This window comes from Kocuria gwangalliensis (genome assembly GCF_039544365.1).
Lineage (GTDB): Bacteria > Actinomycetota > Actinomycetes > Actinomycetales > Micrococcaceae > Kocuria > Kocuria gwangalliensis.
Genome location: NZ_BAABLN010000071.1, coordinates 1 through 13,006 on the forward strand (window position 1 = coordinate 1; position 13,006 = coordinate 13,006).

At 66.3% G+C, this 13,006-nt stretch carries 9 protein-coding genes; 3 read left to right on the plus strand and 6 right to left on the minus strand.

What is annotated here, in order from left to right; genetic code table 11:
- Positions 1–64 precede the first annotated feature (64 nt).
- Positions 65–253 carry a hypothetical protein gene (locus tag ABEA06_RS14105; RefSeq protein WP_345311917.1) on the minus strand — a complete coding sequence of 63 codons (189 nt, stop codon included), beginning with the start codon at positions 251–253 and terminating at the stop codon, positions 65–67.
- A 119-nt stretch (positions 254–372) separates the two neighbouring features.
- On the opposite strand from ABEA06_RS14105, the gene ABEA06_RS14110 reads away from it, so the two are divergent.
- Positions 373–1,836: an MFS transporter gene (locus tag ABEA06_RS14110; protein ID WP_345311918.1), complete on the plus strand. Its 1,464-nt coding sequence runs from the start codon at positions 373–375 to the stop codon at positions 1,834–1,836.
- A gap of 66 nt (positions 1,837–1,902) precedes the next feature.
- Here ABEA06_RS14110 and ABEA06_RS14115 read toward each other — a convergent pair whose 3' ends face one another.
- Entirely contained in the window at positions 1,903–2,802 is a 900-nt protein-coding gene (locus ABEA06_RS14115) for a bifunctional methylenetetrahydrofolate dehydrogenase/methenyltetrahydrofolate cyclohydrolase (RefSeq protein WP_345311919.1), read from the minus strand.
- On the minus strand, positions 2,796–4,082 hold the full coding sequence (gene glyA, locus ABEA06_RS14120; RefSeq protein WP_345311920.1) for a serine hydroxymethyltransferase: 1,287 nt from the start codon (positions 4,080–4,082) through the stop codon (positions 2,796–2,798). Before glyA ends, ABEA06_RS14115 begins: the two co-directional genes overlap by 7 nt.
- 281 nt (positions 4,083–4,363) lie before the next feature.
- Here glyA and ABEA06_RS14125 point away from each other — a divergent pair, with 281 nt between their 5' ends.
- Entirely contained in the window at positions 4,364–7,717 is a 3,354-nt protein-coding gene (locus ABEA06_RS14125; protein ID WP_345311921.1) for a beta-phosphoglucomutase family hydrolase, read from the plus strand.
- Positions 7,718–7,749: 32 nt separating this feature from the next.
- Positions 7,750–8,304 carry a gamma carbonic anhydrase family protein gene (locus tag ABEA06_RS14130; RefSeq protein ID WP_345311922.1) on the plus strand — a complete coding sequence of 185 codons (555 nt, stop codon included), beginning with the start codon at positions 7,750–7,752 and terminating at the stop codon, positions 8,302–8,304.
- A 70-nt stretch (positions 8,305–8,374) separates the two neighbouring features.
- Here ABEA06_RS14130 and purH read toward each other — a convergent pair whose 3' ends face one another.
- The 3 genes from purH to ABEA06_RS14145 form a co-directional block, all read right to left on the minus strand.
- Entirely contained in the window at positions 8,375–9,985 is a 1,611-nt protein-coding gene (gene purH / locus ABEA06_RS14135; protein WP_345311923.1) for a bifunctional phosphoribosylaminoimidazolecarboxamide formyltransferase/IMP cyclohydrolase, read from the minus strand.
- Between the two features lie 46 nt (positions 9,986–10,031).
- Positions 10,032–10,625, minus strand: a complete 594-nt coding sequence (purN, locus tag ABEA06_RS14140; RefSeq protein WP_303382251.1) for a phosphoribosylglycinamide formyltransferase — start codon at positions 10,623–10,625, stop codon at positions 10,032–10,034.
- 444 nt (positions 10,626–11,069) lie between these two features.
- Positions 11,070–12,863 (minus strand): cell division protein PerM, encoded by a 1,794-nt coding sequence (locus ABEA06_RS14145; protein WP_345311924.1) that lies wholly within the window; start codon positions 12,861–12,863, stop codon positions 11,070–11,072.
- Positions 12,864–13,006: the final 143 nt, after the last annotated feature.

The window sequence follows — 13,006 nt, forward strand, 5'->3', positions numbered from 1 at the left end:
GCTCGTCGGGGTACTTCCGTGGTGCGACCATGCCGCCCATCCTTCCGGGTTAACGATGTCTCCATTAAACCCGGGGCGATTCAAGGATCCACCCGAGTACCGAGTTGGTGTTGGCCGCCTGCAGCAGAGCCACGGCAAAAATGATCACCAGGACAGCCAGCCCAATGATGGTGCCCCAGAAAGCACCGCGAGTGCGCTTGGCGGTCTGCGGGTCTACCGTGAACTGGGCTTGTGATGATCCAATCGGCTGCATGAGCCATATTGTCTCAAAGACCACCCCCGCGCACGAATCGAACGGTGGCGCGTACCCGTTCGTCTCAGCCACCGACCCGGCCGTGGTCTCCGCAGCGATTATGGGGTATCAAGGATCGAGTGAGCAGCTCCCACCCGACCCCAGCGCCCCCGCCCTTGACCCCGCACGAGCGCAGCAAGATCCTGTGGGTGCTCCTGGTCCCCCTGTTCATGGCGCTGGTCAGTGTGTCCATCGTGAACGTTGCGCTACCCGCGATCCAAGCCGATCTGCACGCCAGTTCGTCCGCGCTGCAGTGGGTTCTCACGGGTTTTGCGCTGGCCTTCGGCGTGCTGCTTGTCGCGAGTGGCCGCGCCGGTGACATCTTTGGCCGCCGCAAGCTCTTCATGGCGGGAATCGTGGTGTTCACCCTGGCGTCTCTGGTGTGCGGGCTGGCGCCCAACACCACCGTGCTCAATATTGGGCGGGTGGCTCAGGGGTTGGGTTCCGGGTTGATCAATCCGCAGAGCGTGGGGATGATCCAGCAGTACTTCCGCGGCCCCGCCCGCGCCAAGGCCTTCGGGATGCTCGGTGCGGTGGTGGGCGTTGCGGTAGCCATTGGCCCCGCATTCGGTGGATTCCTGATCGGTGCCCTCGGAGACGGCCCCGGCTGGCGGGCCACTTTCCTCATCAACGTGCCCACGGCCGCAGTGGCCCTGGTGTTGGCCGCACTGTGGCTGCCGCGACAGAACCGTAAGCCTGGCCGGGTGGACATGGACCCCGTGGGAGTCGTCTTGTTCGGTCTGGGGATCCTCGCCTTGCTGTTCCCGTTCGTGGAATCCCGGCTTGGTCCGCTCGTCTGGCTGTCCTTGCTGTTGGGCGCCCTCCTGTTGTTCCTCTGGACCCGGTGGGAGGCGCGCTACAAGGCCCGCGGCCGCGAGCCCATGGTGGATCTGGACCTGTTCCGGATCGCCAGTTTCAGCTACGGCACCGCTCTGATCACCGTGTACTTCCTGGGCATGACCAGTGTGTGGGTGGTGCTGGCCATGTATGTGCAACAGGGGCTGGGCCGCACCGCATTCGAGGCCGGCATGTTGAGCCTGCCCGCGGCTCTGATGTCCGCGGTGGTGGCACCGCTGGCCGGGCGTGGCGTGCTCCGCTACGGCCGTCGAGTCATCCTGGCCGGTATTGCCTGCGCTGTCACGGGGTTGCTGACGACCATTGGCGTGCTCTACGGCGTGGTGCACTTCGACTGGAACATTGCCTGGCTGTATCTCACGCTCGTCCTGGTGGGCGTGGGCCAGGGTTCCGTGATGCCGCCCAATCAGACTCTGAGCTTTTCGGAGGTGCCCCTCAGATTCGCCGGCGCCGCCGGTGGCGTGATGCAGACCGGGCAGCGCGTGGGCACCGCGGTCGGCACCGCCGTGATCACCGCCGTGGCCTTCGGCGTGCTCGCCCGTTCGGACTGGGACACGGCCTTCACCACGAGTTTCCTGGCCATCGTGGGGGTCCTGGTGGTCGCATTCGTGATCGCGTTGGTGGACCACAAGCGCCCCAAACCACCCGGAACCACCACGGACCCCGTCCAGCAGATCCCCACCGAATAGCAAGACCGACGCCGCGCTGCCCGGGTGGGCGGCGCGGCGTCGTCGTTGCGTGTGGGCGGGACTGCGCTACGTGAGGATGCCCTCGGCTCGTTCGCAGGACTCGACCACGTTGACCAGCAGCATGGCGCGGGTCATCGGTCCCACTCCCCCGGGGTTGGGGGAAAGCCACGAGGCCTTCTGCGCAGCGGCGGGATCAATGTCACCGGTCAGCTTCTTCTTACCGGTCTCGGGGTCCTCGACGCGCGAGACCCCCACGTCCAGGAGCACCGCGCCGTCCTTGATCTGCTCGGCCCGGATCATGTGCGGGCGGCCGGCTGCGGCCACCACCACGTCCGCCTGGGCCAACAGCTCACCCAGGTTCTGCGTGCCGGTGTGCGCCAAAGTCACCGTCGCGTTGATCTCGCGGCGGGTCAGGAGCAGGCCGATCGGGCGGCCCACGGTCACACCGCGCCCCACGACCACCACGTGTTTGCCCTTGAGCTCCACGCCGTGGCGTTCGAGCAGTTCGACAATACCGGCGGGGGTGCACGGCAAGGGTGAGGTCATGGGCTCGTTGACGTTGAGCACCAGACGCCCCAGGTTGGTGGGGTGGAGCCCATCCGCGTCCTTGGCCGGATCAACGCGTTCGAGAATCGCGTTCGTGTTGATGTGCTCCGGCAGCGGCAACTGCACGATGTACCCGGTGCACGCGGGGTCCTCGTTCAGCTCGTCAATGACCTTCTCGAGATCGGCCTGCGAGACGTCCGCGGGCAGTTCCTTGCGGATCGAGGAAATCCCCACCTGCTCGCAGTCGCGATGCTTGCCCGTCACGTAGGAGTGCGACGCCGGGTCGTCACCGACCAGCACGGTAGCCAGTCCCGGGACGCGTCCCCTGTCGGTCAGCACCTTCACTCGGTCGGCGAGTTCGGACTTGATGGCGGTGGCGGTGGCCCGCCCGTCCAGGATCCGTGCGGTCACACTCACCATTCCTCGAGGCCGGGGTACAGCGGGAACTGCTCGGCCAACGCGTCCACGCGGGCGCGCAGTGCATCGATGTCCGCGCCGGGCTTGAGGGCGCTGGCAATGATGTCAGCGACCTCCTCGAATTCCCGGGCACCGAATCCGCGGGTGGCCAGCGCGGGGGTGCCGATGCGCAGACCCGACGTGGTCATGGGCGGGCGGGGATCCCACGGAACGGCGTTGCGGTTCACGGTGATGCCGGCCTGGTGCAACAGGTCCTCGGCCTGCTTACCGTCCAACTCGGAGTTGCGCAGATCCACGATGACCAGGTGCACGTCCGTGCCGCCGGTCAGCACGGACACCCCGTGCTCGGCGACATCGGAGGCGTTCAGGCGCTCGGCCAGGATCTGGGCGCCCTCAATGGTGCGGCGCTGGCGCTCGGCGAAGTCCTCGGTCGCGGCGATCTTGAACGCCACAGCCTTGCCGGCGATCGCGTGCATGAGCGGCCCGCCCTGCTGGCCCGGGAACACGGCGGAGTCGATCTTCTTCTTGAACTCCTCGGTGGACAGGATCACGCCGGAACGAGGACCCGCCAGGGTCTTGTGCACGGTGGAGGTGGTCACGTGGGCGTGGGGCACGGGGTTGGGGTGCAGTCCCGCGGCCACCAGACCGGCGAAGTGTGCCATGTCGACCCACAGCTTGGCGTCCACCTCGTCCGCGATGGCACGGAAGGCTTCGAAGTCCAACTGCCGCGAGTACGCGGACCAGCCGGCCACGATGACCTTGGGGCGGGCCTCGAGTGCTGTTTCGCGCACCTTGTCCATGTCGATGCGGTAGCTGTCCGGATCCACCTCGTACGCGGCAATGTTGTAGAGCTTGCCGGACACGTTGATCTTCATTCCGTGGGTCAGGTGACCACCGTGTGCCAGGGACAGTCCCATCAAGGTGTCGCCGGGCTGCATGAGCGCAGCCATCACGGCGGTGTTGGCCTGGGCACCCGAGTGCGGCTGCACGTTGGCGTGCTCGGCGCCGAACAACTGGGTGGCGCGATCGCGAGCCAGATTCTCCACCACGTCCACGAATTCACAACCGCCGTAATAGCGGCGGCCCGGATAACCCTCGGCGTACTTGTTGGTGAGCACGGAGCCCTGCGCCTCGAGGACCGCGCGCGGTGCGAAATTCTCGGAGGCGATCATTTCCAACGTGGAGCGTTGCCGCCCCAATTCTTGCTCGATGGCCCGTGATACGTCCGGGTCCACCTCCGACAGTGGCTGATTGGTGACTGACTGTCCCAGGGATTCCGTCATGCTCCACCTTCTTTTGGCGCGGGAGGGGTCGCGTCCAGCATAGCGCCGAGGTCCGTTCGCATTGAGTGCGGTGCACATGTGTGTAAGAAACCACGTTATACCCACTGGTACCTATCGCGGGATGCTCGTATACTTGAGAGGTTGCCTAGCACGCCGACGTGAGGAGCACACTGTTTGCGGGCTACTTTTTATTTAACCGTGACGAGTGTTTCCTTAACACGTTCCTGACCCCCAATTCATCAGCTCGGATCGACTCCGATCCGTCAAGGAGACACTGCGCTGTGAACGTTCTGCCCACCGCCCCGTTCACCGCTTCCATGCCCCGGATCACGGAGGACCACGCTCCTTCGGCCCCGGTGGATGTGCTGCGGACCCGCTACTCAGCCGTCATCTTCGACATGGACGGTGTGGTCACGGACACGGCCAGCGTGCACGCCCGCGCGTGGCAACAACTCTTTGACGCCGTTTTGCTAGATGAGCGCCTCCAGCCGGCGGAACCCGGCGGCCAGATCGACCGCTCTGCCTTTGACGTCCTGGGTGAATACCGTACCTACGTGGACGGACGACGCCGCGAGGACGGCGTTCGTGCGCTGCTCGCGGCCCGCGGTGCCATGCTGCCCGAGGCCCGCAATGCCGAGGAACCCCAGGCCGGTGACTGGACCGTGCAGGGGCAAGCCGCCACCAAGGACGGTTTCTTCCATGCCGAGCTCAAGGAGCACGGTGTCCGGGTGTTCCCGCGCACCGTTAAGCTCATCGAACGCCTGCAGACCGCCGGGGTCCCCGTGGGTCTGGTCACCGCCAGCCGCAACAGCGGCGTGGTCCTCGCCGCGGCGGGTCTGTCGGAGATCTTCGATGAGATCGTGGACGGCAACATGGCCGCCCAGCAGAACCTTCCCGGCAAGCCGGCACCTGACACGTTCCTGGAATGCGCCCGTCTGTTGAACGTCCCGGCGGAAAACTCCGTGGTCGTCGAAGATGCCGCGGCCGGAGTACAGGCCGGTGTGGCCGGTGGCTTCGGATTGGTCGTGGGCATCAACCGTGACAGCGCCCGCGATCGGCTCTACCGCGCAGGCGCCCACGTGGTGCTCAACGATGTCGGCGAACTCGACCTCGGTGCACTGCGTGATGATCCGTGGACCCTCGCATTCGAAGGCTTCGACCCCGCGAACGAGCCCCGTCGCGAGGCCCTGTTGACCCTGGCCAACGGCTATATGGGTGTCCGCGGGGCCGCCAGTGAATTTCCCGCGAACGACGTCCACTACCCCGGCACCTACCTGGCCGGTGTGTTCAATCGGGTGCAGAGCAACCTCAACGGCCGTGACGCGGAGCACGAGTCCATGGTCAACACCCCCAACTGGTTGCACCTGGACCTGCGCTTCGCGGAGGGTGAATGGTGGTCCGAGGGCGGCATGCGCCCCTCCAAGGAACACGTGGCCCTGGACCTGAGGCGCGGTCTGTTGACCCGTACGCTGACGCTCAGCGATCACGAGCCCAGCCCCGACGGCACGACTCGCAGCCTCGATGTGGTGCAGCGGCGACTCGTGTCCCTGCGCTACCGCCACCTGGGTGCGCAGGAAACCACGCTGATCCCCCGGAATTTCTCCGGCCGGCTCCACGTGCGAACCGGTATTGATCCCACCGTGACCAACAGTGGCGTGGCCGAGTACAAGGAACTCAACGCCCACCACCTGATGTTGCTCGAATCCACCACCCTGCCGGACGAGCACGAAACCTTGCTCTCCCTGGTGCGCACGACCCAGTCGAAGATCGAGATTGCCATGGCTCAGCGCACCCGGGTCGAGAGCGACGTCCCGAGTAGCGAACGCCGAGAGGTGCGTCCCGGTGGCATTGAATTTCGCCGCCACCTGCTCCAAGTCTCCGCGGACCGGCCCGTGGTCATCGACAGCACCACGGCCGTGGTGACCAGCCGCGACGCCGCCATCAGCTCCCCCCGCGGAGGCGCGCTGTGCGAGCTGGACCGCAACCCCTTCGGTGTGCGCAAACTGCTGGCCTCGCATGAAATCGAGTGGGCCAGGTTGTGGGACCGCTACGAGGTCACCCTGGACGCCGCTGAGGACACGGCCGAATCCCGCGGCACCCAGCTGGCCGTGCGCGCCCACCTGTTCCACACCGCCCAGACCCTGGCACCCCATTTGTTATTACGCGATGCGGGTGTCCCGGCGCGCGGTTTGCACGGCGAGGGGTACCGCGGCCACATCTTCTGGGACGAGTTGTTCATCCTCCCCGTGGTGAACATGCGTCACCCCCACGTGACCCGGTCGCTGTTGTCCTACCGGTGGCGGCGACTGGCTATGGCACGCCACCGCGCCCAGGAGTTCGGCTTGTACGGCACGGCGTTCCCGTGGCAGTCCGGCTCCGACGGCAGCGAGGAAACCCCGCCGGAGCTCTACAACCACCATTCCCGCCGCTGGCTGCCGGACAACTCCTGGCGTCAGTTCCACGTTGGCCTTGCCATTGCGTACAACGCGTGGGTGTACTACGAGTCCACCGGTGACATCGACTGGCTCTCCGGCCACGGATCCGAATTGATCATTGGCATCACCCGCTTGTTCGCTTCCCTGGCCGAGTACGACTCCCACGACGGCAAGTACCACATTGCCGGTGTGATGGGTCCGGACGAATACCACGACGGCCCCGCCGGCCAGCATGGCGGCGGCCTCAAGGACAACGCCTACACCAACGTGTTGGCCTCGTGGTTGTTCCGGCACTCGGCCCACATCTTCAACGACATGGTCGAGCACCAGCGCGAGGAACTCGAATCCCGCTTCGAGATCTCCAGCCAGGAGGTGCAGACCTGGTTGAACATGGCCAAGAACATGTACGTTCCGTTCAATGCCGACGGCACGATTTCGCAGTTCGAGGGCTACGACGGGTTGGCCGAGCTGGACTGGGATTTCTATCGCACCAAGTACCACAACATCGGCCGGTTGGACCTGCTGTTGGAGAACGAGGGCGACCTCACCAACAACTACAAGCTGACCAAGCAGGCGGACACCATCATGCTGGTGTACCTACTCGGCCCCGAAGGTGTCATCGAAGAGCTCGCACGCATGGGGTACACGATCGATCACGACACCGTTCAGCGCACGGTCGATCACTACATTGCCCGATCGTCCAACGGATCGTCCCTGTCCCGCGTGGTCAACGCCGCGGTTCTGGCTTGGCTGGACCCGGATCGTTCCTGGGGCTCGTTCCAGGACGCGCTCATGGTCGACCTGGACGACACTCAGGGCGGCACCACCGGCGAGGGCATTCACCTGGGTGCCATGGCGGGTTCCGTGGACGTGATCACCCGCGCCTACGCCGGGTTGCGCGTGCGCGGGGACTGGTTGGAGTTCCGCCCCACGCTGCCCCGGGAGTTGCAGGCCGTGGATTTCACGGTGCTCTACCGCGGACAGGTCATCGAGGTCTCCATCGACCAGGACATCCTGGAGCTGGAGGGCACCTCGTCCAAGGCGGATCCCGTGACCATTCACGTGAACGGCGCGGAGTACGTGCTCAAGGGTGGCCAGAAGATCTCCGTGTCCTTGAAACACCGTGCGTCCCGGCGACCCGAAAAGGCCCTGGCCCGGCTCCGCCGCCAGTCCGTGTCGGGTGATAACGACAACGACTGATCCGGTGTGCGCCGGCGGATAAAGTTTGGTCCATGACACACAGTGAACCCGCCGGTGCGGTATCGCACATCCTTCTCCCCTACAACGGCCATGAGCCGCAGATCGCCCGGACCGCATTCATTGCGCCCAACGCCACCCTGATCGGTGACGTGGAGATCGGCGAGGGAGCGGGTGTTTTCTACGGTGCCGTGGTGCGCGGTGACCGTTCTCCGTTGCGCCTGGGCGCGGATTCGAATCTCCAGGACAATGTGTCCGTCCATTCCGATCCCGGTCATCCTTGCACCATTGGCGAACGCGTGAGCGTTGGCCACGGCGCCGTGGTCCACGGGTGCACCCTGGAGGACGAAGTGCTCGTGGGGATGAACGCCACGGTGCTCAACGGCGCGGTGGTCGGTACCAGCAGTCTCATTGCGGCCGGTGCCGTGGTGCTGGAAGGCACGCGGGTGCCCCCGGGTTCATTGGTCGCCGGTGTTCCCGGGAGGGTCCGCCGGGAACTCACCGCCGAGGAGCGCTCGGCCGTGCGTGAGAACGCCGAACACTACATCGAGCTGTCCCGGGAACACCGCGCGATCAACGGTCAGCAGTAACCCGCATACCAGGAGCCTTGGAGGTCCGGCGGGCTCGGGCGAGCCGACTGCTCAGCTGACAACCTGTGCCTCAGTGGAAGAAGTGGCGCGCCCCGGTGAAGTACATGGTCACACCGGCCGCCTGCGCCGCGGCAACAACCTCTTCGTCGCGGATGGATCCGCCCGGCTGGACCACCGCGCGCACCTCGGCGTCCAACAGCACCTGCAGGCCGTCCGCGAACGGGAAGAACGCGTCCGACGCCGCCACGGCGCCGCGGGCGCGCTGGGTGCCGTCCTCGGCGAGCGCGTTGGCGCGTTCGACGGCCAGTTTGCAGGAGTCCACGCGATTGACCTGGCCCATACCGATACCCACGGACGCCCCGTGATCGGCCAGCAGAATGGCGTTGGACTTCACCGCGCGCAGCGACCGCCACGCGAAGTCGAGGTCGGCCAGGGTCTGCTCGTCGGCGGGTTCACCGGCGGCCAGGGTCCAGTTGGCGGGGTCGTCACCGGGGGCGTCCAGGCGATCGGCCTGTTGGAAGAGGACTCCGCCGGACACGGCACGGTACTCCAGCGGGTCACGCCCGAAGCCCTCCGGGAGCTCGAGCAAGCGGATGTTCTTCTTGGCCTGCAGGATCTCCAGGGCTGCGGGTTCGAACTCCGGTGCCACGACGACCTCCGTGAAGATGCCCTTGAGGGTCTCGGCCATCTCTGCCGTCACGGTGCGGTTCGCGGCCACCACACCACCGTAGGCGGACAGGGGGTCGCACGCGTGAGCTTTGCGGTGGGCATCGGCAATGGGGTCCGCGGCGTTCGCCGATGCCACGGCCACACCGCACGGGTTGTTGTGCTTGACCACGGCCACGGCCGGCTGGTCGTAGTCGTAAGCGGCGCGCAGTGCGGCGTCGGCGTCCACAAAGTTGTTGTAGGACATGGCCTTGCCGTGCAGCTGCTCGGCCTGTGCGATTCCCGGCGAGGCGGCGTCGTCGACGTAGAGCGCGGCCTTCTGGTGGGGGTTCTCGCCGTAGCGCAGGGACGCGGCGCGCTGGAACGCGAGACCGGCGTAGGGCGGCCAGAAGTTCGCGTCCGTGTCGGTGTCGAATTGCTGGGCGGTCCACGTGGCCACAGCGGTGTCGTAGGCGGCCGTGTGTGCGAACGCGGTCGCGGCCAACTTGCGGCGAGCGGCGAGATCGTAACCGCCTCCCCGCGCGGCATCGACCACGTCCGAGTAACTTGCGGGGTCCACCACCACGGATACGGCCGCGTGGTTCTTGGCGGCGGCACGCACCATGGACGGGCCGCCGATGTCGATCTGCTCGACCACGTCGTCCTGAGCCGCACCCGAACGCACGGTGTCGACGAACGGGTAGAGGTTCACGACCACCAGGTCGAAGGGCTCGATCCCGAGCTCCGCCAACTGGTCGGTGTGCTCCTGCTTGCGGCGATCAGCCAAGATCCCGGCGTGCACCCGCGGGTGCAGGGTCTTGACGCGCCCGTCCAGGCATTCCTGGAACCCGGTGACCTCGGAGACCTCGGTGACGGGCACGCCCGCTTGGGAGATCCGCCGCGCCGTGGAACCGGTCGAGACGATACTCACCCCGGCCTCGTGCAGGCCGCGCGCAAGCTCCTCCAGACCGGTCTTGTCATACACGGAAATCAAGGCGCGCTTGAGGGGTACGCGGTCCAGCTGAATTGAATTCACAGAAACTCCAGGAGAGGTAGGGGTGGTGCCGGTGCCACAGAAAAGTCTACGACTGCTCTTCACCGGGTCGGTCAAAGGTAACCTCGCGGCTCAGCGTCGCCAGGGCATTCACGAGGAGACCGCGTTCGGCGGATTTGATGCGTTCATGCAGGGTTTCCTCGGTATCCTCCGGGGTGACCGGCACGGCCGCCTGGGCCAGGATCGGGCCGGCATCCACGTCGGCCACGACCTCGTGCACTGAGGCACCGGTGACCTTGACACCGAAGTTCAGGGCGTCCCGCACGGCGTGCGCGCCCGGGAACGACGGCAGGAGCGAGGGGTGCGTGTTGATGATCCTGCCGGCGAAACGCGCCACCAGGTGGGCGTCCACGATGCGCATGAATCCGGCGAACACCACGCGGTCCGGGTTGTAGCCGGCAATGGCGCGTTCCAGGCTCCGGTTCCACTGCTCCCGCTCCGGGTAGTTCGCCAGCGGCACCAGGAACGTGTCGATCCCGGCGGCTTCCGCGCGTTTCAGGCCGGCGCAGGGTTTGTCCGCGCCGACCGCCACGATGTCCACGTCCACGTCGCCCTTGTGCAGCGCATCAATGATTGCCTGCAAATTTGTACCGGAACCGGAAACCATGACCACGAGTCGCATACCGATCATGCTAACGATTTTCCGCGGTCCGCCCGGACCCGGCCGCTGCCTTACAGTGGAGATCATGCAAGATTCCGACAGCCCAGACACAGCACACGCGTCCTCCCGTTTGAGGCTTTCCGGTTTGGCAGCGGGACTCGCCCTGTTGTCCTCCGCCCTGGTGACCGGTCACGTGTGGTCCACGGCCGTGGGCGTGGTCATGGCGTTGGCCGCCGTTGTCCTGGGCATTGTGGTGCTGAGTACGTCCCGCACAATGCAGCCCCGGTTGTTCATCACGTTTCTGGCCATCCTGGCCATAGTGTGGGGCGCGTTCAATGCCTTTGGCGGCGGGGCGCGCTTGGCCGTGTGGCCGGCCTCGCAGGTCTACCAGGAGTGCGCCTCCTCTGCCCTGACGCTGTCCTCCACCAGCCACTGTCAGCGTCAGCTCACGGACAACATTTGGAATTACCTCTCCGGCACGGAGTTGGAGACCGGTCCGGGGGAATCATCGCCGGGGCCCACGCCGTCGGCATCGCCCACCGCGTGGGAGTCCCCCGCATCGGCCGAGTCTCCCGAATCCGCCCAGCCACTGTCGAACACGGCAACACCGGCGCCGTCCGCCGTGGTTGGCTCCGCTTCACCCGCCTCCTGAGCGGTCACCGCCGTCGACCCGTTCGCATCCCACGGAACGCGGTTCCGGTCGCCGCCGACGCCGCTCGAACCAGTTCCGGTCCGGGTCTCGTCGGTCCGGGGCCGGGACTGCGCCGGATTGTCGGTCTGCAACGGTTCCTGACTATCGGGCCGCGCGTCCGCCCCGGGGACTCGCAGCCGGGCGGCCTTTCGCTTGGCTGATTTCTTGGCCGCGCGCCTCTGCCGGGCTTCCGCCTTCCTGGCCTGCTTGGCTTCCACCTTGGCGGCCCGGGCAGCGCCGGAGACTTCCACGCCGTGGCGCCGCCGGTCTTCGGGATCAGAATCACCCTGGGGCGGCTCTTCCAGGGAACTGTTCCACGGGTTCTTCCGATAGCCCTCGCGTTCGAGCCACGGGCCCAGGATGTATCCGATCACACCGCCGGCAGTGATTTCGGCGCCGGTCCACAGGAACACGTGCCACGCATTGGGCCCGAGGTCCGTGAGCCTCCCCAGGCCCAGCGATCCGTGGGACAACCACGCGAGCAATGCCACGAGGCCCGCACCGATCGCGGCGATGAACGCAACGGTCAGCAGGGCCGACAGAATGAACGTGAACCACCGCATGGGCAACCTGATGGCCATCCAGTCGTCCAGGTGGTTCTCGCCCTCGCGCAGGAACCACCAGCCCGCGAGCACTCCGGCGAGGACCGGTAGCACCACCACGGCGGAGGCATAGACCCATGGATCACCCTCCGGCAGGGCTGCGAACGGCGGGAACTGCGGCAGCGCACCCAGTGAATTCTCGAACGGGGAGGCGAGTGCGCCCTCCCCGATCGAGAATCCGGCCCCGCTGACCCAAGCGGCAGCCCACACGACCATGTTGGGCAGGTAGCCGAACTGCAGTGCCGTGAGGGCGGTGTCACCGGCGGCGCCCGTGCCCAATTGCTGGTACACAGCAATGATCCGGTCCCAGTTCCACACCAGCGTTACCGCGGTGACCAGTGCACCCGCGGCGATCACGGCCACTGCGGACAGGAACCCCGCGCGTACCACTGCCCAGAGGTAGGAACCCGCCCACCTGGAGTACTGGCTGGTGCGCTGGATCCACGATGCGGCGTCGGCACCCAGGATCGCGGCGAGCGAGCGCGAAACGCTCCACCCGCCGACCAACGTCCCCAGGCCCGCGGGAATCAAGGGGAACACCGCCCCGGCCGGCACGCTGACCGACACGTGTTCGGTGCTACTCACGAGCGCCACGAGGGCACCGATCAGCGCGTAGCTGACCATGCCGGCGAAGAAGGGGATCAGGAACTGGCCGCGCCAGCACGCGCGGGCAATCCTCCTCCCCGCAATGACCGACAGTGCAAACGGTATGAGGGTGAGACCCAGGGGGACCAGGGTGAGAGTTCCACCCCCTGAGGACAGGTCGATGCCCTGGATCGCCGCCATGGTCAACGGCGTACAGTGCGCCACCAACCACACCTGACCCGCGAGCTGCAATCCACCCAGCACACCCAATGAATCGAAGCCACCGGCCAGCCACACCGCCGCCATCACCACCCCGGTGAGCAACAGGCTCACGGCCGCCACGGCCATGAGTTCAATCACTCCTTGCAACCAAAGGGGCATGGGGAATCCGCCCTCGCGGCCACCCTGGGGAGAGCCGGGCGAGGGCGGTGTAGTGGGTGAATCCCCGGGGTCACTGTTTCGGCGGCGCTGCGAGCGCTCGCGGACCCCGGGCAGGGTGTTGGAAAAGGTGGGGAAGTTCATCG